Origin of the sequence: Staphylococcus massiliensis CCUG 55927, assembly GCF_000298075.1 — a bacterium.
GTDB lineage: Bacteria > Bacillota > Bacilli > Staphylococcales > Staphylococcaceae > Staphylococcus > Staphylococcus massiliensis.
In genome coordinates this window covers 44,160-68,560 of sequence record NZ_JH815596.1, presented here as the reverse complement: position 1 = coordinate 68,560, position 24,401 = coordinate 44,160, and the positions used below count along the sequence as shown (strand labels likewise).

General features: G+C 38.4%; 20 protein-coding genes. 6 read left to right on the top strand and 14 right to left on the bottom strand.

What is annotated here, in order from left to right:
* Window positions 1-784 precede the first annotated feature (784 nt).
* The 10 genes from A33S_RS0110790 to A33S_RS0110745 all read right to left on the bottom strand — a co-directional run bounded on the left by A33S_RS0110790 (window position 785) and on the right by A33S_RS0110745 (window position 12,579).
* Window positions 785-1,996, bottom strand: a complete 1,212-nt coding sequence (locus A33S_RS0110790) for a CamS family sex pheromone protein (RefSeq protein ID WP_009384052.1) — start codon at window positions 1,994-1,996, stop codon at window positions 785-787.
* Between the two features lie 11 nt (window positions 1,997-2,007).
* A complete protein-coding gene (ligA, locus tag A33S_RS0110785; RefSeq protein ID WP_017176862.1) occupies window positions 2,008-4,011 on the bottom strand; it encodes an NAD-dependent DNA ligase LigA in 2,004 nt (667 codons plus the stop codon).
* 3 nt (window positions 4,012-4,014) lie between these two features.
* Entirely contained in the window at window positions 4,015-6,198 is a 2,184-nt protein-coding gene (gene pcrA, locus A33S_RS0110780; protein WP_009384054.1) for a DNA helicase PcrA, read from the bottom strand.
* Window positions 6,199-6,203: 5 nt separating this feature from the next.
* Window positions 6,204-6,887 carry a heptaprenylglyceryl phosphate synthase gene (pcrB, locus tag A33S_RS0110775; protein WP_009384055.1) on the bottom strand — a complete coding sequence of 228 codons (684 nt, stop codon included), beginning with the start codon at window positions 6,885-6,887 and terminating at the stop codon, window positions 6,204-6,206.
* A 695-nt stretch (window positions 6,888-7,582) separates the two neighbouring features.
* A complete protein-coding gene (locus tag A33S_RS0110770; RefSeq protein ID WP_009384056.1) occupies window positions 7,583-7,885 on the bottom strand; it encodes a YerC/YecD family TrpR-related protein in 303 nt (100 codons plus the stop codon).
* 71 nt (window positions 7,886-7,956) lie between these two features.
* Complete coding sequence (purB, locus tag A33S_RS0110765) at window positions 7,957-9,252, bottom strand: adenylosuccinate lyase (protein WP_009384057.1); 1,296 nt, start codon at window positions 9,250-9,252, stop codon at window positions 7,957-7,959.
* Between the two features lie 213 nt (window positions 9,253-9,465).
* Entirely contained in the window at window positions 9,466-9,636 is a 171-nt protein-coding gene (locus A33S_RS12140) for an NETI motif-containing protein (RefSeq protein WP_009384058.1), read from the bottom strand.
* Window positions 9,626-10,195, bottom strand: coding sequence for a DUF2179 domain-containing protein (locus A33S_RS0110755; protein WP_017176861.1), 570 nt, complete (start codon window positions 10,193-10,195; stop codon window positions 9,626-9,628). The genes A33S_RS12140 and A33S_RS0110755 overlap by 11 nt, the downstream gene beginning before the upstream one ends.
* Before the next feature lie 76 nt (window positions 10,196-10,271).
* Complete coding sequence (nadE, locus tag A33S_RS0110750; RefSeq protein WP_009384060.1) at window positions 10,272-11,117, bottom strand: ammonia-dependent NAD(+) synthetase; 846 nt, start codon at window positions 11,115-11,117, stop codon at window positions 10,272-10,274.
* Window positions 11,110-12,579: a nicotinate phosphoribosyltransferase gene (locus A33S_RS0110745; RefSeq protein WP_009384061.1), complete on the bottom strand. Its 1,470-nt coding sequence runs from the start codon at window positions 12,577-12,579 to the stop codon at window positions 11,110-11,112. The genes nadE and A33S_RS0110745 overlap by 8 nt, the downstream gene beginning before the upstream one ends.
* A 178-nt stretch (window positions 12,580-12,757) precedes the next feature.
* On the opposite strand from A33S_RS0110745, the gene A33S_RS0110740 reads away from it, so the two are divergent.
* The gene (locus A33S_RS0110740; RefSeq protein ID WP_017176860.1) at window positions 12,758-13,828 is read left to right on the top strand and encodes a nitric oxide synthase oxygenase; all 1,071 of its coding nucleotides are present in this window, start codon (window positions 12,758-12,760) and stop codon (window positions 13,826-13,828) included.
* 12 nt (window positions 13,829-13,840) lie between these two features.
* A complete protein-coding gene (gene pheA / locus A33S_RS0110735) occupies window positions 13,841-14,650 on the top strand; it encodes a prephenate dehydratase (protein WP_017176859.1) in 810 nt (269 codons plus the stop codon).
* Between the two features lie 52 nt (window positions 14,651-14,702).
* Here the strand turns inward: pheA and A33S_RS0110730 are convergent, their stop codons facing one another.
* Window positions 14,703-16,256, bottom strand: coding sequence for an SLC13 family permease (locus A33S_RS0110730; RefSeq protein WP_009384064.1), 1,554 nt, complete (start codon window positions 16,254-16,256; stop codon window positions 14,703-14,705).
* Window positions 16,257-16,343: 87 nt separating this feature from the next.
* Entirely contained in the window at window positions 16,344-17,474 is a 1,131-nt protein-coding gene (locus A33S_RS0110725) for a glycoside hydrolase family protein (protein WP_009384065.1), read from the bottom strand.
* A gap of 76 nt (window positions 17,475-17,550) precedes the next feature.
* Here A33S_RS0110725 and A33S_RS0110720 point away from each other — a divergent pair, with 76 nt between their 5' ends.
* The 4 genes from A33S_RS0110720 (at window position 17,551) to A33S_RS0110705 (ending at window position 20,914) form a co-directional block, all read left to right on the top strand.
* Window positions 17,551-18,102, top strand: coding sequence for a cysteine hydrolase family protein (locus tag A33S_RS0110720; protein ID WP_009384066.1), 552 nt, complete (start codon window positions 17,551-17,553; stop codon window positions 18,100-18,102).
* A gap of 58 nt (window positions 18,103-18,160) precedes the next feature.
* On the top strand, window positions 18,161-19,096 hold the full coding sequence (locus tag A33S_RS0110715) for a manganese-dependent inorganic pyrophosphatase (RefSeq protein WP_009384067.1): 936 nt from the start codon (window positions 18,161-18,163) through the stop codon (window positions 19,094-19,096).
* Window positions 19,097-19,126: 30 nt separating this feature from the next.
* Complete coding sequence (locus A33S_RS0110710; RefSeq protein WP_009384068.1) at window positions 19,127-19,408, top strand: GNAT family N-acetyltransferase; 282 nt, start codon at window positions 19,127-19,129, stop codon at window positions 19,406-19,408.
* Between the two features lie 126 nt (window positions 19,409-19,534).
* Entirely contained in the window at window positions 19,535-20,914 is a 1,380-nt protein-coding gene (locus A33S_RS0110705) for an aldehyde dehydrogenase (RefSeq protein WP_009384069.1), read from the top strand.
* A 1,723-nt stretch (window positions 20,915-22,637) separates the two neighbouring features.
* Here A33S_RS0110705 and pglS read toward each other — a convergent pair.
* Both pglS and A33S_RS0110695 read right to left on the bottom strand, forming a co-directional pair.
* On the bottom strand, window positions 22,638-23,678 hold the full coding sequence (gene pglS, locus A33S_RS0110700; protein ID WP_017176858.1) for a 6-phosphogluconolactonase: 1,041 nt from the start codon (window positions 23,676-23,678) through the stop codon (window positions 22,638-22,640).
* Window positions 23,679-23,741: 63 nt separating this feature from the next.
* Entirely contained in the window at window positions 23,742-24,311 is a 570-nt protein-coding gene (locus A33S_RS0110695) for a hypothetical protein (protein WP_009385044.1), read from the bottom strand.
* Window positions 24,312-24,401: the final 90 nt, after the last annotated feature.

The following is a 24,401-nucleotide window of genomic DNA, read 5'->3' as shown; positions in this document are numbered from 1 at the left end:
TGTGGTCACCTCACTTGGCTGTTGCACGGCGATAAGAGCCATGTGGTCACCTCACTTGGCTGTTGCACGGCGATAAGAGCCATGTCGCCTCTCCGCTTGGCTGTTAATCGTCTATAAGAGCCATGTCGCCTCTCCGCTTGGCTGTATAACGGCGATAAGAGCCATGTGGTCACCTCACTTGGCTGTTACACGGCGATAAGAGCCATGTGGTCACCTCACTTGGCTGTTGCACGGCGATAAGAGCCATGTGGTCACCTCACTTGGCTGTTATATTGCGATAAGACCGATGTAGTAATATGACATAGCTCTTCCGTCGATTTCAATAGGTAGTTCGACGCTATTCAGCTTTTGCGTCGGTTTCGACTTTTCATTCCGACGCTATTCGGCTTTTGCGTCGGTTTCGACTTTTCATTCCGACGCTATTTGGCTTTTACATCGGTTTCGACTTTTCATTCCGACGCTATTTGGCTTTTGCGTCGGTTTCGGTCTTTCATTCCGACGCTAGCGCCTCTCTTACCAACTTGTCACTCCTCAACAAGTCGGCAACAACACTTTTACCAACTTGTTACACCTCCACAAGTCGGCAACAACGCCCTTAGCAACTTGTCGCTCCTCAACAAGTTGGCAACACCCCCTTTAACAACTTGTCACACCTCCACTAGTTGGCAACGCCCCCAATGTCTACTACTATTACTTTTACCGTACGCCCTATCCACTCTAAATAACCTCCCTCACACAAAAAAGCAATGAAACGCGGTACACGTCCCATTGCTTTTCAATAGAATTAATTATTATTGTAAATATGAACTCGAGGCTCTTTATCGTCTTTAGATTTATAAATAAGTGCTCTCGATTTACTATCATCTTTAATATGGATCTCGTAATTGTTCAGACCACTGAAGTTTTTATCCGCAAGCTGCGTCACATATTGCGTAATACCAATTAACTCGGCTTGACCGTAGTAGTCGATTGGAACATCAATGCTCAGTGATTTCGCATCGTTACCAACGAACTTCGCTTTACCAACCGCTTGAGTAAAGTTAGAGAAGTAAGATTGTAAGTTATCATTAAACTCTTTAAAGCTGTTATTCAAGCCTTCATCTTTTTCCTTAGCTTCACTAGATGGAACGAGTACGGTTTGCTCATTAATTTGATTCCACTTCGTTAATTTCGTTTTATCTTCATCCGCAGTCGCATAAGCAACAAAGTGACCTGGTGTAATAGAGTTCTGGCCTGACTGCATATAAATCGCAAAGTTGATTGGAATATCATTTAATTCATTATGTTCACGTAAACGAGACAGAATCTCTTCGGCCATACGTTTACCTTCCTTTTCAACTTTCTTCTCATCAAGTTTCTCACTGTACGTTTCACCAAAGTCTTCCTTTTGGTAATAGTGCGTACTATTCATCGCAAGGCCGATTGTCATACCTTTAATCTCTTCACCTTTACTATCACTATTTTTGTAAAAGTCCTGCTCTAAAATATTCGATAAATAAGTAGGAGATTCTTTCGCAATTTTCTTAGGATCATCTTCACCTTTATGAGATGGGTTTAAACCAAGATTCGCTGTCGCTTTCTTTTGTTCTTTTTCTTCATCGTCCATTTTTTCAATTTCTTTTTTCGTAAATTTCGGACGTAAGTATGCTTTGATCGTATCTTTATCTAAGTATTGACCATCTTGGTATAAGAATTTATCAGTTGGGAAAACATTTTTACTGATATCTAATAAACCACTTTCGAAGTTTTCGCCGTTATAGCTATTCGCCATCTTTTCCTGAATTAAGCCACGCGCGGCACTTTCTTTAAAAGGTAAAATCGTTCTGTAATTATCACCAGACACGTTTTTATCTGTTACAATTTGTTTAATTTTGCTAGAACCATCTGATGTATCATTCTCTTGTGCTTCTTCTTGCTTTTGGCTATCTTTTTCTCCGCTTCCACAAGCTGTAAGTATTAATGATAATGAGAGAAGTACAGTTAATGATTTTTTCATGTCCCAATCTCCTATTCTTTAATCTCATTTTGCTTTGTTACAAATTCATCTTCAGACCAAACTTCAATTTCGAGTTCTTCTGCTTTAGACAATTTTGACCCAGCATCTTCACCTGCTATAACAAGATCAGTCTTCTTGGTAACACTGCTTGTAACTTTTGCCCCTTGCAGTTTTAACCATTCCGATGCTTCCTTACGTGTCATTTGATGTAATTTGCCTGTAAGTACAATCGTTTTGTCTTTAAAGTCTTCATGTCCTTCAACTTCGTTGTATTTTGGTCCTTTAAAAGTCATATTAACATCTTTATCTTTAAGTTTTTGAATTAAAGCTTTAATGTCCTCATTTTCAAGATAAGTCACAACAGACTGCGCAAGTTTCTCACCAATATCATGAATTTCAAGCAATTCTACTTCAGATACTTCCATCAAGCACTCGATTGAATCATAACGTTCAGCAAGAACACGACTCGCTTTAACACCTAAATGTCTAATGCCTAATCCAAAGAGGAGTTGTTCTAAGGAATTTGACTTCGATGTTTCAATGGCTTTTAAAAGATTCGTCACTTTCTTTTGGCCCATTCGCTCTAATGGTAACAAATCTTCTTCTGTAAGGTAATAAATATCTGCGATGTCCTTAATACAGCCTTGTTCGTAAAGTTGTTGGATAATCTTTTCACCAAGACCATCGATGTTCATGGCTTGGCGCGACACAAAGTGAATAAGCCCTTCTACAAGTTGCGCTTGGCACTTCGGATTAATACATCTTAATGCAACCTCGCCTTCGATACGCACAAGTTCATGGTCACAACTTGGACAATGCGTTGGCATATGATACGTCTTCGCGTCATCTTTACGTCTATCTTTAATTCTCTTAACAACTTCTGGGATAATGTCGCCAGCTTTTTTAATGACAACACTGTCCGAAATGCGAATGTCCTTTTCATGGATGAGGTCCTCATTATGTAACGACGCACGAGAAACGGTTGTGCCTGCTACACGAACGGGTTCAAGGATTGCTGTTGGTGTAACCACACCAGTACGACCTATACTAAGTTCAATATCAAGTAACGTCGTAACCACTTCTTCTGCTGGGAACTTATAAGCAATTGCCCATCTCGGTGATTTTGCAGTAAAGCCAAGCTCATCTTGTGTATCAAGTTGATTCACCTTAATCACGATACCGTCGATGTCATAAGATAGCGCCTCACGTTTATCCGTCCAATAGTCAATATATTCAATCACTTCATCGATGTTATTCACACTGCGACGTTCTTGGTTCGTTTTGAAACCTAGCGCATCTAATTCATTCAACGCTTCTTCTTGTGTTTCAGCATCAAGCTCCGTTAAGTCATTGATACTATACAAGAAGACATCAAGCTTACGTTTCGCAGCGAGTTTTGGATCAAGTTGACGTAAGGAACCAGCAGCCGCGTTTCTAGGATTCGCAAATGGTTGTTCCTCATTCTGTTCCTTTTCTTCATTTAATTTAAGAAAGGACTTTCTCGGCATAAAGGCTTCACCACGGACTTCAAAGCTAATGTCCTTTTTCAAAGTGAGCGGAATCGCATGAATCGTTTTAAGGTTCTCAGTAATATCTTCACCCGTCGTACCATCGCCGCGCGTCAAACCTTGAACGAATTTACCATTCTCATACTTTAGTGAAACGGCTAACCCGTCTATCTTGAGCTCACACATATAATTGACGTCGCCCACTTTTTCTTGAATGCGTTGGTCAAATTTGCGTAAATCCGCTTCATTAAAAGCATTACCAAGACTTAACATCGGTGTTTCGTGCTGTACCTTTTCAAATGAAGACTGAACCTCAGCACCTACACGTACGGTCGGAGAATCATCCGTTTTTAACTCAGGATGTTCACGTTCAATCCCAATTAACTCATGCAAAAGCTTATCATATTCACTGTCCGGTACACTTGGATCGTCTTTAACATAATATTCATAGCTATAACGATGCAGTAATTCGTGCAGTTCTTCTACGCGTTTTTTAACTTCAGACATGGTTTAGTCCTCCTTTTTTTCGATAGGTGCGAAAGATGCAAGTAAACGTTTAGGTCCCTCTTTTTTGAAAATGATATCAAGTTCAACTGAGCCATTCTTCTCATTAACTTGGCTGACCATGCCTTCACCCCAGCTCTTATGAACCACTTTATCACCGACATTCCAATTCGTTTCAGTCGTTTGACCTTTTGTTACACGCTTACTAAATCCACGTTTTTGAGGTTTTTTCTTTTGACCGATTTGAACACGATCTGACTGAGATGGTTTATTCATAAGGTCTTCAGGTATTTCATTTAAGAATCTTGAACGCATGTTGGATTGTGTACGTCCATATAACATACGGTTGGTAGCATGTGTTACATATAATTGTTCTTCAGCACGAGTAATCGCAACATACGCGATTCGGCGCTCTTCTTCCATCTCATGATCATCATCACTCTTAATTGCTCTGAAATGTGGGAAGATGGATTCTTCCATACCTATTATAAACACGACTGGATACTCTAAACCTTTAGCTGAGTGCATTGTCATCATTGTAACGCCACTCTCAGTATTCGCTTCATCAATATCAGCAACGAGTGATAAATCTGTAAGGAAGTTAATCAATGATTGTTCTTCTAGCGGTGTATTCTCTTCATAATCCATTGGAACAGATTTAAATTCATCAATGTTTTCGAGACGACTTCTTGATTCCAATGTTTGGGCCTTTTCAAGCATGGCACGATAACCTGATTTATCAAGAATCTCATCCACAATTTCAGTGATTTCTAAGAACTCTTGTTGTTTCATCAGATCATTAATCAGTTGATAGAATGACATACACGCTTGTGCCGCCTTTTTCGAAACGCCGATAAAATCTATCTCAGCAAGCGCATCAAACATACTGATGTCGTGTTCCGCCGCATACGCCGCAATCTTATCTACAGTTGTAGGACCAATACTACGTTTCGGCACGTTGATAATACGTCTAAAACTGATATCATCGTTACTATTCGCAATCAAACGCAGATAACTTAGAAGGTCTTTAATTTCCATGCGGTCATAGAACTTCTGTCCGCCAACCATCGTATACGGAATATTCGATTTCATAAACGTTTCCTCTAGCACACGAGATTGCGCGTTCGTTCGGTAAAGAATCGCCATATCATTGTAGTCCTTACCATTCTTACGATGCTTCATGACCTCGCGTACAACGTACTCACATTCATCACGTTCAGAAGTTGCTTCGTAGTATTGAATCTTCTCACCCTCAGCGTTCCCTGTCCAAAGTCCTTTAGGTTTACGCTCAGTGTTATTACGAATCACTTCATTCGCCGCATTAAGAATTGTCTTAGTTGAGCGATAGTTTTGCTCTAGGAAAATGGTTGTCGCATTCGGATAATCTTCTTCAAAGGATAAAATATTCTGAATGTCTGCACCACGCCAACCATAAATCGATTGGTCAGAGTCACCTACAACGCAAATATTCTCAAATTTCTTCGCAAGTTGATTCACTAGCGTATATTGCGCTTTGTTCGTATCTTGGTACTCATCAACATGTATGTATTGGAATTTATTCTGATAGTATTCAAGTACATCTGGTACGCGCTCAAATAACTTGATCGTCGTCATAATCAAGTCATCGAAATCAAGCGCTTGGTTTCGAAGTAACTGCTTTTGATAAGCGCTATAAACGTTCGCAACCATACTTGTGTAATAATCATTCGCTTCACGAGATGCATCATCAGGTGTTTTAAGCTCATTCTTAAGATTACTGATTGCACCGATAAACATACGCGGTTCAAACTTTTTACTATCGATATTCTTTTCTTTAAGTACTTGCTTGATTACCGACTTCTGGTCAGTAGGGTCTATAATTGTAAAATTACGTTCAAATCCAATGCGGTCAATATCTCTACGTAGGATACGTACACACATAGAGTGGAACGTTGACATCCATATCACTTCAGCCTCTTCGCCTACTAAAGATGCAACACGTTCTTTCATTTCTTTTGCTGCTTTATTCGTAAACGTAATCGCTAAAATATTGTAAGGAGATACATCCTTTTCATCCAGTAAATAAGCGATACGATGTGTAAGGACTCGTGTCTTACCTGAACCAGCACCAGCCATAATTAATAATGGGCCTTCTGTCGTGCGGACAGCTTGGCTTTGTTCATTATTCATATTTTTAATTAATGGATTCATTTATGTTACTCCTTTATTTTGACAGTTTTTAATGCATGTTTGATGTCGTCATAAATGACATTACCCACGATAATCGTATCCGCAATTTCAAATACTTCCTTTGCATCATCTAGATTGCGAATACCACCACCATAGAATAATTGTGTTGATTGAAGTTTTGATTTCGCTGCTTTGACCATTTCCATGTCGCCATAAGTACCACTATATTCAAGGTACAATATCGGCAACTTATACATCTCTTCAGCCATAAGCGCATAAGCTTCTAAATCTTCTGTAGTTAAGTCACAATTGGCTTTCGTCACTTGGCCAACTTTACTATCTTGATTCAGTACGACATAACCTTCAAATATCATCTCATCAAAGTCAATCGCATGTCCATATTCCTTCAACGCTTTATGTAAGATACCATTATGATATTGAACATCCTGACTATTTAAAACGGTAGGTACGAAATAGAAATCAAATCCAGGCATGACACTTTCAACATTTGCGATTTCTAATACAAGCGGCAGTGGATAACGTCTCACACGACTCATCAAATGAATCACATTATCAAGCGTAATATCATCCGTTCCACCAATCATAATCGCATCCGTATTGGACATGCAGATCTTATCTAAATCCTCATCAGATATCGTTTTAGCAGGGTCTAATTTAAATATATGTTGCCATTTTGTAATATCGTACATACGTCTTACTCCTTTAAATTTCGTACACATCATTATATCATTTTTACGATTTGAATTCTAAATGCGTGAGTCCAACTTTTCTTCCCTTTTGAAAAGCCCTTTAGAAATAAGTCCAACTTTTCTTCCCTTTTGAAAAGCCATTTAGAAATGAGTCCAACTTCTCATCCCTTTTGAAAAGTCCTTTAGAAATGAGTCCAACTTCTCATCCCTTTTGAAAAGTCCTTTAGAAATGAGTCCAACTTCTCATCCCTTTTGAAAAGCCCTTTAGAAAAGCGACCCCAAAGAAGCGTTGGCTTCTTTGACCCGAATTGAAGTGAAATACCCTTCTATGCGTGCGTATAGATAACTGAAGAAGTAACAATGTATGAACCAAAACTTGATCACAGTTCGCTCATCACGTTTTATCAGTCCTGAGACTTGATCACAGATTGCTCATCAAGTTTCAACCGGTCTGAGACTTGATCACGATTTCACCATCAAGTTTCAAAAGCCCTGAGACTTGATCACGATTTCACCATCAAGTTTCAACCACCCTGAGACTTGATTACGGTTCGCTCATCAAGTTTCAACCATCTTGAGACTTGATGACGATTTCTCCATCAAGTCTCAACCTCACCCTGTATCACCACCGAGGCTCACCCCCAAAAATAAAAAAAGAGATGACCGCAATCGGTCATCTCCACAGATGAAATCATTTATGATTCAGTTTCAATATTTAATCGATCTAGAATCATTGTATATGCATCATTTCCCCATTGTAACGAACGTTTCACGCGAGAGATTGTTGCTGTCGAAGCACCAGACTCTTCTTCAATCGTTGCATACGTATACCCTTGTTTAATCATTTTAGCGACTTGAAGCCTTTGAGATAATGACTGAATTTCATTCACAGTGCATAAATCATCAAAAAATTGATAACATTCTTCTTTTGTTTCTAAAGCCAAAATCGCTTCAAATAATTCGTCTAAGGCTTTGCCTCTTAATTTTTCGATTTGCATGTAAACAACCCCTAATTCGCATTTGTCTATCTCTATTCTAACTTAATCACGGGTTTAAGTGTAGTGAAATCTTATTCAAGGCCTGCGCGCTTAAAGATTGTATCCACTTGATTTAAGTGATGTTTAGGATTGAAACACTCGTCTAATTCATCTTTAGTAAGTACGTCTGTAATCTTAGAATCCGCTTCAATTAGCGTTCTAAACGGTGTTTTCGTTTCCCAAGATTCCATGGCTTTTGGTTGAACAGTATCATACGCTTCTTCACGCACCATACCTTTATTGATTAACGCTAAAAGAACACGTTGAGAATAAATTAAACCAAATGTTTTATTAATATTTGCTTCCATATTTTCTTCATAAACTGTTAAACGGTCTACGATATTTGAGAAACGGTTTAGCGCATAGTTTAAAGCGATTGTAACATCAGGTAACATAATACGCTCAGCTGAAGAGTGAGAGATGTCTCTTTCATGCCATAACGCCACGTTTTCATAAGCAGTTGTGATATAACCGCGAATCACACGCGCGATACCTGTAATATTTTCAGAACCGATTGGGTTACGTTTATGCGGCATTGCTGAAGAACCTTTTTGGCCTTTTGCAAAAGCCTCTTCAACTTCACGTGTTTCAGTTTTTTGAAGGTTACGGATTTCTACAGCGAACTTTTCAAGTGAAGTCGCAATTAAGCTTAATGTCGCGATATAGTATGCGTGACGATCACGTTGTAACGTTTGAGTTGAAACTGGTGCTGTACCAATTCCTAAACGTTCACACACATGCGCTTCAATTTCAGGTGGAATGTTCGCAAACGTACCAACAGCACCACTCATTTTACCAACTTCAATTTCTTCACGAACACGCTTGAAACGTTCTAAGTTACGTTTCATTTCTGTATACCATAACGCCATTTTGACACCAAATGTCGTTGGTTCAGCATGTACACCATGTGTTCTACCCATCATTAAAGTATTTTTATATTTTTTCGCTTTTTGTTCTAAAACTTCAATAAATCTTTCAAGGTCTTTTTCTAAGATATCATTCGCTTGTTTCACTACATAACTTAAAGCAGTGTCGACAACGTCCGTAGAAGTTAAACCGTAGTGTACCCACTTACGTTCTTCACCAAGTGTTTCTGAAACTTGACGTGTGAATGCGACAACATCATGACGTGTTTCTTCTTCGATTTCTTTAGCACGATCCACATCAACTTTAGCGTTCTCTCTAATTTTCTTCACATCTTCTTCAGGAATAAAGCCAAGTTTACTCCAAGCTTCACAAGCTAAAATTTCTACTTCTAACCAAGCCTCATAACGATTTTGGTCTGTCCAAATTTGAGACATTTCTTCTCTTGAATAACGTTCAATCATGATATAAGCTCCTATCTTTTATGGATTAAGTTAATTATAACAAATTCCCAAAACATGTACATTAAAATTTTAAATACTTTAAAAGTTCGTCTTTTACTTAAAAAGCCCTCTAAATTCTATCACTTCAAGATAAATATTCCCTAAATCCTAAAAAAAATAGAGCTCAGATTCTAAAGTAAATTTACTTAAAACCCAAAGCTCTAAACATTTCAATTACATTTTCTTGCCGGTAAAGACAATTTGCTGTCTCATAACTTCTACTGAACCATCCTTATTCTCTTTGAACACCGGCTTTTCAAAGCGCTTCACAGGCATGTAACCCGCTTCACGCATGCGTTTCAAACAATCTTGAATCGATTCATTCTCTTGTACTTCAAATTTCATCTGTATCATACGCCTTTAATCGTTTACTTCTAACACCTTTCACCCAGAAACCGCCGTGCAACGTTCTTGCTTCATAAGCGATAACAAACGCCTTCTCATCAAGTTGCTTCACGGTATCCATGAGTTTTCGTTTGTATTTTTTAGGTGTCAAGATATGCATCACGAGACGTTCACCATCTCGACCATGTGCTAAAAAGTGCGTTACACCATAACCTAAAGTTCTTAATTGACTCGGTATATCAGAATCATATCGCGTCGTCGTCACGTTGACAACCGAATATCCTAAAGCAAGCATTTCTTCAATCTTCATGCCTACGATGATCCCCACTGAAAAGCCAAATGCATACGCGATTACATTTTGAATCTGATCTAAACCTGACATAACTAAGCCTAAACCTACAACATAAATTATGACCTCAATAAAACTTACAATCGCGGCCATATAACGATAACCTTTCAATGTAAGAATCATACGCATGGTTAAACAAGTGACATACACAACATTAATTGTAAATATCGCAAGTATCATTAACCAAGGATTGTCATTAATATAAGACATAACATCCCTTCTTCCGTTAGTTAATTTTAAATTCAAGATATTTTACCAATTTAATTGTTAAATGTCACTAACTTTTTTATTGTTCGAACTCAGGTCCTTTATCATGCTTTGGCCAAGTATAACGTGTGTAAGCAAGTTCACGCTTATGCGCATTACGAATGTAATGCTTTTCAATCGTATCTTGATCTGCTTGACTCACGCATTTACCCTCAAGATAGTCATCAATCGCATGATATGAAACACCTAACGCTTCCTCATCTGGTAATTGAGGTTTGTCGTCTTCTAAATCCGCTGTCGGAACCTTTTCATAAAGGTGCTTTGGCGCTTCTAAATATTCAAGTATTTGACGTCCTTGACGTTTATTCAGGCCAAATAATGGTGCAATATCTGCTGCTCCGTCACCATGCTTCGTGAAAAAGCCCGTCACGTTCTCAGCCGAATGATCCGTACCAACTACGATACCTTTCGTATTCGACGCAATTGAATATTGAACTTTCATGCGTTCTCTTGCTTTTTCATTTCCTTTTTCAAAGTCACTTAACGTAATACCCGCTTCTTTAAGCGATGCGACGCTTTGGTCGACAGCAGGTTTAATGTTTACTGTTACCGTTTCATCAGGTTCAATAAATTTAAGCGCATCTTCGACTTCATCTGCATCTTTTTGCGTACCATATGGTAATTTCACAGCCACAAACTTACATTTACGACCTTCATCCTTAAGCTCGTTGACTGCTAATTGGACAAGTTTCCCTGCTAATGTAGAATCTTGCCCGCCAGAAATACCTAAAACGAGCGATTGAATGAAATTATGCGTCACCACATAATCCTTAACAAATTGGATAATATCTCTAGATGACGTTTTAGCGTCAATCTCAGGCTGAACTTTCATTTCCTTTACAATAATAGATTGAAGATTATTCATGTTCTTCCTCCATTTCTTTCACTTGTTCAGCAACTTCGAAGATACGTTTATGTTTATTCTCCCAACATGCTGTACTTAAATCTACAGGATAGTCTTCAGGATTTAAATAGCGTTTATTTTCATCCCATAAATAATTTAAATTATCTTTTAAATACATTTGTGATTCACGTTCAGTTGGCATATCGTAAATCAGTTTACCATCTAAAAAGATGTCGTGATGTAAATCAATCGCATCGAATTTCTTAATAAATTTCATTTTATATGTGTGTACAGGGTGGAACATTTTAAGCGGTGCGATTTCATTCGGATTTTCATGATCCAGCGTGATGTAATCCCCTTCTGACTTATTTGACTTGCGATTGATAATTCGGTAAACGTTTTTCTTACCTGGCGTCGTTACCTTTTCAGCATTATTAGATAATTTAATACGATCGATGTATTCGCCGTTTTCATCTTCAATAGCCGCAAGTTTATACACTGCACCAAGAGCAGGTTGTTGGAATGCTGTAATTAATTTCGTACCAACACCCCATGAATCAACTTTGGCTCCTTGGGCTTTTAAACTGGTGATAGTTTGCTCATCTAAATCATTTGAAGCAATGACTTTAGCATCCGTGAATCCAGCTTCATCAAGCATTCTACGTGCTTCCTTAGAAAGATATGCGATGTCACCTGAATCTAAGCGAACGCCGATAAAGTTAATCGAATCACCAAGTTCTTTCGCCACTTTAATCGCATTTGGCATACCTGACTTCAACGTGTGGAACGTGTCGACTAAGAACACACAATCTTTGTGGCGTTCTGCATATTTTTTAAAGGCCACATACTCATCACCATACGTTTGAACCATCGCATGTGCATGCGTACCTGATACTGGAATGTCGAACATTTTACCAGCACGTACGTTACTTGTAGAGTCAAAACCACCGATAAAGGCTGCACGCGCACCCCAAATCGCAGCATCAAGTTCATGCGCACGTCTTGTACCAAACTCCATTAACGTATCATCAGGCGCAATTTGCTTAATACGACTCGCTTTAGTCGCAATTAACGTTTGGAAGTTAATAATATTAAGCAAAGCTGTTTCAATGAGTTGTGCTTGAATTAACGGTGCTTCTACACGCAGTAATGGTTCATTACTGAAACACAACTCACCTTCTTGCATCGAACGAATATTACCTGTGAATGTTAAATCTTCTAAATAACTTAAGAAATCATCTTGATAACCTAATGATTTTAAATAGTCGATATCTGACTCTGAAAAATGAAAATCTTGAATAAACTCGATTACGCGTTTTAATCCATTAAATACTGCATACCCACTATCAAAAGGCATTTTACGAAAATATAAATCAAATATTGCCTTTCTTTCATGAATCCCATCATTCCAATATGTCTCAGCCATATTAATTTGATATAAATCATTATGCAACATTAAACTATCATCTTTATATAGCGCCATTTTTATCTCCCCAAATACCTATTTTTCTCAATCATACCATATTCATTTTAAATGTTTTAACCAATGGGTTTATTGCTTTCAATCTTGAAAATATAAGTTACGACAAAATCATGACAATTCTACGATTTATTCCTACAAAAATTTATTTCTAATATAATAGTGTTGAGGTGGCATATATATGTATAAAGAAGCAAAAGCTTTCATTAAAGAAATGTATAACGAACGTGGCTTTTCAAAACAAGATATCAAATCGCGTCTTAAAGCGATTAAGAAAGAAATTCGTAAGGCTGGTACGTACACGCATACTAAGGAAGAATTGACGTACGGGGCGCAAATGGCTTGGCGTCATTCGAATCGCTGTATCGGACGCTTCTTCTGGTCAACGCTCGAAGTTGCCGATCACCGTGATGTTCAAACAGAGTACGCGTTTATCAAAGCCATCGAATCACATATCGTGAACGCTACAAACAATGGTCGCATCAAGCCTTATATTTCAGTCTTCTCACACACGCAACCACCTAAAATTCATAACAACCAATTAATTCGTTATGCAGGCTATGAGGATTGCGGGGATCCTATGGAGAGAGACGTTACCCAACTTGCAGAACAGCTTGGGTGGCAAGGACAGCACACGGACTTTGACGTCTTACCGCTCATCTATCAAGTGCCAAACGGTGACCTGCATTATCATGAATTTGATTCGTCTATTATTAAAGAGGTACCGATTACGCATCAACGTTTCGAGAAAGTGAGTCAACTTAATCTCAAGTGGTATGCGGTCCCAATCATTTCGAACATGGATCTTAAGATTGGCGGCATCACGTACCCTACCGCACCTTTCAATGGTTGGTACATGGTTAACGAGATTGCGGTCCGTAACTTTACCGATACGTATCGTTACAACCTGATGGAAAAAGTTGCGCACGCAATGGAATTTGATACACTTAAAAATAATACATTTAATAAAGACCGTGTGTTAGTCGAACTCAATGATGCCGTGTATTATTCCTTCAAACAAGCTGGCGTATCGATAGTTGATCATCATACCGCTTCGAAACAGTTTGAACGATTTGAAGATCATGAACATCAAGCAGGCCGTAAAGTGACAGGTAAATGGTCATGGCTCATTCCTTCTTTATCACCATCACTTGTTTCGAACTATCATCATGGTTATTCAAATGAAATGCGTGACCCTAACTTCCATTATAAAAAGCCCTCTAAGAAAAGTCGTTGCCCATTTCATTCATAAAGGAGTAACATCATGAATATTTATTACTTAGGTCCTAAAGGTACGTTTTCATACCTAGCCTGCCAAAAATATATGAAACAAACAGACGTTTCGAGTACGTTGTCACCTAAGACGAATCTTTATGAAGTGATTAAAGCTACAAAACACGATTCGAATAGTATTGCGATTGTCCCGATTGAAAATTCGATTGAAGGTACGATTAACCTTGTGATAGACCGCATTACTGAAGAGGCTTTATATGTTTACGATGAAATTCATCTAGATATTCAATTTGCCTTGTATGGTAGAAAAGGCGCAACGTTGAACCAAATCAAGCACGTTTATTCCATTGCACCGGCAATTAGCCAAACCCAACATTTTATACATGAACATCAACTTTCATATGATTATGTAAATAGTACGGTTCAAGGTTTAGACTTGGTATCTGATACAGTTGGTGCCATTGCCCCACTTGGTAGTGGTGAAAGTATGGGATTAGAACCCCTTGCGAAACATATAGAAGATTATCCACATAATGTAACGCGCTTTTTAGTTATCGGTAACAAAGCGAAACATGTCGAAGCAGCGACGGATACGATTTTACTTGTGACGCCAAAGCAAGATAAACCTGGCCTACTCGCAAGCATATTAAACACATTTACATTATTTAATATCAACCTGTCTTGGATAGAGTCTCGTCCGCAAAAGACAGAACTTGGCATGTACCATTTCTATGTACAGGCTAAAACACCTGTTAACGACAAACTACGAAAAGTCATTACCATTCTAGAAACACTTGATTATCAAGTTAAATTAATAGGATCGTTCCAAAATCATAATTAAATTAAGCGAGGCTAGTTAGCAATTACGCCATCTAGCCTCGCTTTTTAAAAATCTATTTAAGTGGTAATGGTTTCATGATATCAATGCCAAGAACTGGCGGTAAGATAAAGTAAACGACAAGTACTAATAAAACGGCACTAATTAAGTTTAACCAAAAACCTGTAGTCGCCATTTCTTTAATGGAAAGCTTTCCTGTACCAAAGGCAATCGCATTAGGCGGCGTACCTACAGGCAGCATAAAAGCACAATTTGAAGCCATAGCGGCAGGTACCATAAGTAATAGCGGATGCACGTTGATCGCTACAGAAAGAGTAGCTAGTATTGGTAATATCATTGTAGCTGTCGCAGTATTTGATGTAATTTCAGTTAAGAATAAGACAAACACCGCAATTACGATTACGATAATTAACGGACTAACGCCATTTAACAATGACAATTGCTCACCTAACCACTTAGCAAGTCCACTTTCTTGGATGCCTTTTGCTAAAGCGAGACCCCCACCAAAGAGGATCAATACGCCCCAAGGTAGATCTTTCGCAATGCTCCAGTCAACAATTCTCGTATGCTTGGATTTATTTTTAGCAGGAATTAAGAATAGTAGAATAGCGATAAACATCGCGATAGTTCCATCAGCAACTTGACTCGTTACACTCCAATTCTTAAGTAAAAATTCTCTTGAAATCCAAAGTAAACTCGCTAAGATGAAGACCGCTTGAACAACCTTCTCTTCGTATTGCATTTGACCTAACTCATGAAGTTTATCTTGAATAATTTTCTTACCACCTGGTAAGTCCTTCATATCATGTTTATACGCAACATGTTTTAAATACAACCAAGCTAACGTTAATAACACGATAACGGTAGGAATACCAATGATCATCCATCTTGCAAAGCTAAGCTCTTCACCAAATGATGCATGGTATTGGCCTTTTAAAATAATAAGAGGTGGCGTCCCTATTAAAGTACCAAGGCCTCCTATTGTCCCTGCGTAACCAATCGCAAGTACTAAAGCACGTTCGAATTTACTCAAGGACTTTTCATGAACGCTATCATCCTTCAGTGCACGCGCCTCTTTAATTATCGCGAGACCAATTGGAATCATGATCATAACTGCAGCAGTGTTAGAGACGAACATAGACAGAAAACCTGTCGCGAACATGAAGCCTAATAAAATTCTTCCTGTACTCGTCCCTATCGCATTAATGATGTTTAGTGCGACACGTGTATGCAAATTCCATCTTTCCATCGCAATCGCTAGAATGAAGCCACCTAAGAATAAAAAGATAATGTCATTACCATACTGACTTGCGACGACTTTCGAGTCCATCACATGTCCAAGTGGTAATAAAACAATTGGTAACAAACTTGTTGCGGCAATCGGAATGGCTTCCGTAATCCACCAAGATGCAATCCAAGCCGTTATCGCAAGCACAAAGACCCCTTGTGATGATAGTCCTTCAGGTTTGAACAGCGTCAGAATTAACGTGAATAAGATTGGCCCGAGTAACAACCCAATCAGTTGCGCCTTCGTATAAGACGGTTTATCATCATGCTGCTTTGAAAAGAACGTGAGATATGCGTGGCGTCCCAATTTCTCATTCCCCATTTAAGTTCCCCCTTAAATAAATAAACGAAATATTAAGAAAATTATACCACATTACATATCTCTGTTGAATATGACAAAAATTAAAATTTATATCATTTGGTCACTTCTAAATGGTTCATCGTTTACATGAATATCTTTAGTATATGACTGTTTGAGATTTTGAATATGACGGTTCCCTACCACGTAACCGGTATCGACATTAGCTAACGTGATGTTGCCGTTTTCAGCATCGAATTGATTATTAACAATATACACTTCTTTATGATAGGCATCTAAGTAACTGCGACAATGTATCGCATCATGCACCATAGGACCTTCGAAGCGATTATTTTCAAACCAAGCAAAGTAACCCGCTTCAGCACCTCTATCGACATTATTACCATCAAACGCATTCTTACCAGTCTTAACACCTAAATAACGAATACCGCCTTTGCAATTTAAAAACGTATTATCTGAGATAACTAAATGGTCGCATTTGAGTGGCGTGACACCAAATTCACCTATCTCTTCAAACGTATTATGGCGTATAAAGATATTCTCGTAGAATTTTTGATGACGACTCGCATGAGACCCGATACCGCGATTCCAAGCTTTGAAATCCTTGTTCGTTGAAGGACCAAAGTAATTATGTTCAATCACGACATTCTTCGTAATCGTGTGATCGTTCACACCAAATTTTGGGAAAGCACCTGGGACATGTAAGTCGAGTTGCACCGCTTCTGAAAAGCCACGTTTACCCGTAACGTCTTTAAAACCTAAAAAACGACATCCTGAGATATGTAAGCCATCAATACCACACGCATCAATCGCATGCCCACCTACAACATCTTTAAAGGTAACGCCTTTAATCGTAATATGTCGCGTGTGTCCGATACTCATCGCTGTATTATTGTATGGAAAAACGTCCCCATTCATATCAAATGTACCGCCTTCAATGTGAATATTACCGTTACCGTCATGACCATAATATTTCTTCTTACTAGATCCATTTTTAAGTAACGCATCTTTACTACATCTAAGAAGCGTCGCATTATCATGAAGTATCATCGTAGCACCTTCGTAAATCTTAACCGCATGTCCAATATGATACGTACCTTCTGGTATATAAAGTGTGACGTGCGGATGTTTCTTTATGTATTTAAGTGCCTTTTGAAGACCAATCGTATCCTTACGTTTATGATGGCCTACCATTCCGAATGCACGACCGTTGATATGCATAAATCAACCCTCCATCAATCAAATATGTTTCGTGTTATATTAAGAGTATACCCCAATCGTTTAGGAGGAAATGTTTATGTCACAAAAGGCATTAATTGTTGTTGATTACTCTAACGACTTTATCGCTGATGATGGTAAATTGACATGTGGTGTAGCTGGTCAAGCCATTGAACCTTTTATTTTAGAACGCCTGAATGTTTTCAATGATGCGAAGGACCACATATTTTTTATGATGGATTTACACAACGAGAATGACCCTTATCATCCAGAGACCAAGTTATTTCCACCTCATAATTTAAAAGACACAACAGGCCGTGAGCTTTTCGGTCGAGTTAAGGACTTTTACGATGCACACGAAGACGACCAAAACGTGCATTACATCGATAAAACACGCTATGATTCATTCTATGGTACGAATCTTGATAGTTTATTACGTGAACGTGGCATCACTGAAATCGAAATTGTTGGCGTATGTACAGATATTTGCGTCTTACACACTGCAGTAAGCGCCTATAACCTCAATTATAAAATGCGTATTCCTAAAAATGGTGTCGCATCATTTGATCTAACTGGGCATGAATGGGCGCTACAACATTTTAAAAATAGTATGGGCGCTCAAGTGGATTAACGCTTTCATATCGTGATAAAATAGAATTAAAACACAATGACAATAAGGAGTATCAATCATGGCAAAAACTTTTATCTTTGGACATCAAAACCCAGATACTGATGCGATTTCATCAGCTATTATTATGACTGACTTTGAACAATCTTTAGGTAACAAAGAAGCTAAAGCTTACCGTTTAGGTGAAGTTGGCCCTGAAACACAATACGCTTTAGATTATTTTAAAGTAGATGCACCAGAACTTTTAAATGAAGATTTAACAGACCAAGAGGTTATCTTAGTTGACCATAATGAATTCCAACAAAGTGCTGAAACAATCGAAAAAGCAAACATTAAGCATGTTGTAGACCACCACAGAATCGCTAACTTTGAAACAAGTGCGCCATTATACTACCGTGCTGAACCTGTAGGCTGTACAGCTACAATCTTATATAAAATGTATCGCGAAGAAGATGTAGAAATTAAACCTGAAATCGCTGGTTTAATGGTTTCTGCAATTATTTCAGATAGCTTATTATTCAAATCACCTACTTGCACAAAAGAAGATAAAGAAGCATGTGAAGCGTTAGCTATAATTGCTGACGTAGACTTAGAACAATATGGTTTAGAAATGCTTAAAGCTGGTGCTTCAACTACAGATAAATCAGCTGAAGAATTACTAGACATGGACGCTAAGTCATTCAACATGGGTGACTATGTTACTCGTATCGGTCAAGTAAACACTGTAGATATCGATGAAGTATTCGACCGTCAAGACGAGCTTGAAAAAGCAATGCTTAAAGCAAGCGCTGAAGAAAAATATGACATCTTCATCTTATTAGTTACAGATATCATTAACAGTAACTCAAAAGTATTAGTTGTCGGTTCTGAAAAAGACAAAGTCGCTAAAGCCTTCAATGTGAGCTTAGAAAACGATACAGCATTCTTAGAAGGTGTCGTTTCTCGTAAGAAACAAGTTGTACCACCTGTTACGGATGCATTAACAGAAGAGGCTTAATCTTTTAGCGATACGTAAGGAGGCATTCCGATGAGTATTGAAGTTAAAGAAGGTCACAATAAATTTTATGTAGGTGACGAGTCAAACCCTACAGCAGAAATAACGTACGTTCCTTTAAACGACGAAGTTTGGGAAGCAGACCACACTTTTGTTGATGAATCACTTCGTGGACAAGGTGTTGCAGGTCAACTTTTCGATCACTTAATTGAAAAGGCCAAAAAAGAGGACGTTAAAATTAAACCTTCATGTAGTTATGTCGATTTAAAATTTAAGAAGGACCCAAGTCTTCAAGATTTACGTTACGAATCTTAGAGATTGTCAAAAATTGTTTATGACTCTATCCGACTTGGGTATGAGAAAAGTATCAATTGACTATTTTGCTATTGGGGAGATACATGTTTACATGTCTCCCCTTTTTTTAATAAGGAGGGCTAATTCATGACCCCTATTGAAAATGATTTCGACAATTTGAAAGCTTATTTTCAAACAGACGAAACAAAGGGTATTAAATTTAGAAAGAAGAAATTAAAGCAACTCGCTAAGTCGATTAAAGCGCATGAACGCGATTTATTAGATGCGCTTCAAACTGACTTAGGTAAGAACAAAGTCGAAGCATTCGCAGCAGAAATTGGTTTCACATTGCATAACCTTCGTCACATACGTAAAGAGTTACCGCAATGGGCGAAAACAAAGCAGGTTAACACGCCTGTATACTTATTCCCTGTTAAAAGTTACATCTATAAAGAACCACTTGGTACAATCGGTATCTTCTCACCATTTAATTATCCCGTTCAGTTAACATTCGAGCCATTAATTGGCGCGATTGCTGCAGGTAACACGGCGATGGTGAAGCCGTCAGAATTAACACCTAATGTCGCGAACGTCATTAAAGAAATAATTGAAGAAACGTTCGAACCTAACTACGTAAAAGTTGTATTAGGCGACGGTGAAGTTGCCGCACAAATGTCTCAGTTACCTTTCGATCATATCTTTTTCACCGGGAGCCAAGACATTGGTCGTAAAGTATATGAAGCAGCAAGCCGTAACTTAACGCCTGTAACGCTCGAGCTTGGTGGTAAGTCACCTGTAATCGTGGATGAAACCGCGAATATCAAAGTCGCAAGTGAACGTATTTGCTTCGGTAAATTCGTAAATGCCGGTCAGACGTGTGTAGCGCCCGACTATGTGCTTGTGCAACGTAACGTTAAAGATGACTTAATTAAAGCAATCCGTTCAACGATTAATGAATTCTATGGTAAACACATTGCGACGAACAAGGACTACGGGCGTATCGTGAACGATCGTCATTTTATGCGCCTAAATCAATTACTTGAAGCTCATCGTGACAAGATTATTCTTGGTGGCGATACGAATCGAGACGACCGTTTCATCGAACCAACAGTACTTGATCACGTAACTAACGAAGACGAAGTAATGGCGTCTGAAATCTTCGGACCAATACTGCCTTTAGTCACATATGACGAACTCGATGAAGCAATTCAATTCGTTAAGTCTAAAGATAAGCCGCTCGCGCTATACTTGTTCAGCGAAGATGAAAACGCTACGAACCGCGTACTCAAAGAACTCTCATTCGGCGGCGGCGCAATTAACGACACCTTACTTCACCTAGCCAATCACAACCTTCCATTTGGCGGCGTTGGTGGCTCAGGATTCGGCCGCTATCACGGTAAATACACATTTGATACCTTTACACACGAGAAATCCTACATATTCAAGACAACACGACTCGACTCAGGATTACTATTTCCACCATACAAAGGCAAATTTTCTTATATCAAACGATTCTTAAAGAAGTAATATCGCGGTTCATAAAGCTGTAAGAGCGGTGTCACCGGCATCGGTTTTACAGCTTTTTTTGGTTCGTGTCGGCAGTCGTTTTAGATTCGGTACGTCGTGCTATCGGTAACCGTTATCAAACTTGTTTATATAGCTTTATTATTTCGACCCATTACCGGTTCCCGTAATCATACTCTATTATATAACTTTATTATTTCGACGCATTACCGTCGCCCGTAATCATACTCTATTATATAACTTTATTATTTCAACCCGTCATGTTATCTTCTAGGAAAAGTCCTTTAAGTTGGAGTCGACTTCTTTAGCAAAGTCAGTTATCACGTTTGGATTAACGTGATAATCCTCGGCTCTTCGTTTATCAAGACTGATCAAACGTGATAATCTGAGCCACTTCGTTTATCAAGACTGAACAAACGTGAGAAACAAAGGCTCTTCGTTTATCAAGATTGATCAAACGTGTTAATCTAAGCCACTTCGTTTATCAAGACTTAGCAAACGTGATAATCTGAGCCGCTTTGTTTATCAAGACTACTCAAACGTGATAATCTAAGCCACTTCGTTTATCAAGACTGAACAAACGTGATAATCTAAGCCACTTCGTTTATCAAGACTGAACAAACGTGAGAAACGGAGCCACTTCGTTTATCAAGACTGAACAAACGTGAGAAACAAAGGCTCTTCGTTTATCAAGATTGATCAAACGTGTTAATCTAAGCCACTTCGTTTATCAAGACTTAGCAAACGTGATAATCTGAGTCGCTTTGTTTATCAAGACTACTCAAACGTGATAATATAAGCCACTTCGTTTATCAAGACTGAACAAACGTGAGAAACGGAGCCACTTCGTTTATCAAGACTGATCTAACGTGAGAAACAGAGGCTCTTCGTTTATCAAGACTGAACAAACGTGATAATCTGAGCCACTTTGTTTATCAAGACTACGAAAACGTGATAATCTAAGCCACTTCGTTTATCAAGACTTTGCAAACGTGATAATATAAGCCACTTCGTTTATCAAGACTGAACAAACGTGATAATCTGAGCCGCTTTGTTTATCAAGACTACGAAAACGTGTAATTCAAACCGCTCCTAATTTACAAGAAATTAGAAACGTGTAATTCAAACCCCCTCAAATTTACAAGACTAAGAAAACGTGTAAACCAAACCACTCCAAATTTACAAGACTATAAAAAACGTGTAATTCAAACCCCCTCAAATTTACAAGACTAAGAAAACGTGTAAACCAAACCACTCCAAATTTACAAGACTATAAAAAACGTGTAATTCAAACCCCCTCAAATTTACAAGACTAAGAAAACGTGTAATTCAAACCACTTCAAATTTACAAGACTACGAAAACGTGTAAAACAAACCACTTCTAATTTACAAGACTATAAAAACGTGTAAAACTAACGGCTCTTTATTTACAAGACTGCATAAACGTGTAAACCAAACCACTTCTAATTTACAAGACTACGAAAACGTGTAAAACAAACCACTTCTAATTTACAAGACTATAAAAACGTGTAATTCAAACCACTCCAAATTTACAAGACTACGAAAACGTGTAAAACAAACCACTCCAAATTTACAAGACTAAGAAAACGTGTAATTCAAACCACTCCCCCTACAACTAACAAACAATCATAACCACCTCATCTCTCCCAATAATGAAAAAAGTCTCGAGGCACTCCGCCCCGAGACTTTCCTTTTATTAAAAAAATTAATCTTGTAAAAACGTAACGCAAACGCCTTCGTTAGCTGTGTGCGTACGGTCTGTTAAAGTAAGTCGGCCTGAATCTTTGTCGCGCTTAAAAACTGTCACGACACTATCCGCTTCTTGATGCGCGACCACGATATAATCGTCAGATGGCGTAATATTGAAATCACGTGGGAATTCTCCCTCAGTCTTCACGATTTCTACAAGCTCTAAGTGGCGACCCGCTTCAAGCACTTCGTAAACCGCTATACTATCGTGACCACGGTTACTTACGTAAATAAAGTTGCCGTCATGCGACATACGAACCGCCGCTAATTTAGATTCACCTTCAAACGACTCAGGTAATGTTGAATGACGCTTAACCGCTTCAAATCGACCATCTTCGTATGTCATAACAACTACCGTGTTCGATAATTCATTTACTAAATACGCATAGTCGCCTTTACCTGAGAAGGTTAAATGACGTGGTCCGTCTCCTGCTTCAACTTCCGTAACATATTCCTCATGTAATCCTTCTTCGTCAAAGGCATACGTCACAACTCGATCCGTACCTAAATCGCAAGCTACTAAATAGTTACCATCAGGCGTCGTATCCGCATAGTGCGCATGAGCATGATCTTGACGTTCTTTCGGACCTAAGGGAAATTGATGCCATATTTCATCTACTAAACCTTCGATTTCACCTGTACGCTCGTTTAATTCATACTGTCTTAAAATGCCATTACCATAAACAGACTCGAATAAATACTTACCATCTGGTGAAATTGAAATATAACAACCTGTCCCGTCTTTAGAGGCAAGACAATCATTTAAATACGTTAAAGATGCATCTGCCTCTATTTTAAAAGCAGCGATACCGCAATCTTCGCCTAATTTCGTAATCGCATATAACGTTTCATTGTTATGTGCAAGGTATGTAGAAGCTTCGATTTCGTAACCAACGTCTATGCGATTAATCTTACCTTTAGCTTCATCTAATGAAAATTGGTAGATACCTTTACCTTCTTTCTTCGTGTAACCACCAATAAAACCTTTCGTAGTCATAAGCGTCCTCCTCAAAATAATCGTATACCTATCATATTAAATTTTAGGACAGAAACACAATAGTTATGATGTCGAAACATGGATACGACCTTGTTTAACGCGCCAAGTTAATTGATCCATCGTTAAACCTTGTATCCCCTCGAAGTACTTAGGTCCCACTGTCTGAATCATCGTTTCAGAACATAGCGGCCCAAAGCAATATGTACGTTTAGGATCAAATCTTTCGTTGCGGTATAGCCTCTTTAATAATCGGCTAAATCCTAGTGGACGTCCCATCACAATCCACACGTCAGGATCATACTGAACAAAAGATTTTTCAAATTTCTTCATAGATGTACTGTTTTCTTTCCATTTCACAATGTGAACCACACTTCCTTGAAAATCCTTGTCATTTAAAACATTTTCAAAAAGATGTTTAAACTGCTCTGCTTTTTCTAATAAAACAGGATCATCTGAAACGCCAATCGTGATATTTCGTATAAACGGGTAAGTTTCTTGAAGCTCTTGAACTAAGCAATAAATATCCGTCATCATTGGCACATCATTCGGTTTGTTACGATTTAAATCATTTAAAGTAACAACCTCATCTTGATTCAAACGATACGATAAAAGTGCATTGTCATTGTGATACAATCAAAAATCACCTATCCCCTTGTTTATTTTTAATCCCAATGGAAAAGCCCAACAGCAAAATAAAAACGAACACTAAGAAGTGTTCGTCCC

What these genes read in the sequence shown, in the direction of transcription:
- purB (WP_009384057.1), bottom strand. Translation starts at nt 9,252, where the DNA reads ATGATTGAACGTTATTCAAGAGAAGAAATGTCTCAAATTTGGACAGAC.
- A33S_RS0110720 (WP_009384066.1), top strand. Translation starts at nt 17,551, where the DNA reads ATGTCACAAAAGGCATTAATTGTTGTTGATTACTCTAACGACTTTATC.
- A33S_RS0110715 (WP_009384067.1), top strand. Translation starts at nt 18,161, where the DNA reads ATGGCAAAAACTTTTATCTTTGGACATCAAAACCCAGATACTGATGCG.
- A33S_RS0110755 (WP_017176861.1), bottom strand. Translation starts at nt 10,195, where the DNA reads ATGTCTTATATTAATGACAATCCTTGGTTAATGATACTTGCGATATTT.
- pcrB (WP_009384055.1), bottom strand. Translation starts at nt 6,887, where the DNA reads ATGTACGATATTACAAAATGGCAACATATATTTAAATTAGACCCTGCT.
- A33S_RS0110725 (WP_009384065.1), bottom strand. Translation starts at nt 17,474, where the DNA reads ATGCATATCAACGGTCGTGCATTCGGAATGGTAGGCCATCATAAACGT.
- pheA (WP_017176859.1), top strand. Translation starts at nt 13,841, where the DNA reads ATGAATATTTATTACTTAGGTCCTAAAGGTACGTTTTCATACCTAGCC.
- ligA (WP_017176862.1), bottom strand. Translation starts at nt 4,011, where the DNA reads ATGTCTGAAGTTAAAAAACGCGTAGAAGAACTGCACGAATTACTGCAT.
- pglS (WP_017176858.1), bottom strand. Translation starts at nt 23,678, where the DNA reads ATGACTACGAAAGGTTTTATTGGTGGTTACACGAAGAAAGAAGGTAAA.
- A33S_RS0110745 (WP_009384061.1), bottom strand. Translation starts at nt 12,579, where the DNA reads ATGGCGCTATATAAAGATGATAGTTTAATGTTGCATAATGATTTATAT.
- A33S_RS0110705 (WP_009384069.1), top strand. Translation starts at nt 19,535, where the DNA reads ATGACCCCTATTGAAAATGATTTCGACAATTTGAAAGCTTATTTTCAA.
- A33S_RS0110730 (WP_009384064.1), bottom strand. Translation starts at nt 16,256, where the DNA reads ATGGGGAATGAGAAATTGGGACGCCACGCATATCTCACGTTCTTTTCA.
- A33S_RS0110790 (WP_009384052.1), bottom strand. Translation starts at nt 1,996, where the DNA reads ATGAAAAAATCATTAACTGTACTTCTCTCATTATCATTAATACTTACA.
- A33S_RS0110740 (WP_017176860.1), top strand. Translation starts at nt 12,758, where the DNA reads ATGTATAAAGAAGCAAAAGCTTTCATTAAAGAAATGTATAACGAACGT.
- A33S_RS0110710 (WP_009384068.1), top strand. Translation starts at nt 19,127, where the DNA reads ATGAGTATTGAAGTTAAAGAAGGTCACAATAAATTTTATGTAGGTGAC.
- A33S_RS12140 (WP_009384058.1), bottom strand. Translation starts at nt 9,636, where the DNA reads ATGAAATTTGAAGTACAAGAGAATGAATCGATTCAAGATTGTTTGAAA.
- nadE (WP_009384060.1), bottom strand. Translation starts at nt 11,117, where the DNA reads ATGAATAATCTTCAATCTATTATTGTAAAGGAAATGAAAGTTCAGCCT.
- pcrA (WP_009384054.1), bottom strand. Translation starts at nt 6,198, where the DNA reads ATGAATCCATTAATTAAAAATATGAATAATGAACAAAGCCAAGCTGTC.
- A33S_RS0110770 (WP_009384056.1), bottom strand. Translation starts at nt 7,885, where the DNA reads ATGCAAATCGAAAAATTAAGAGGCAAAGCCTTAGACGAATTATTTGAA.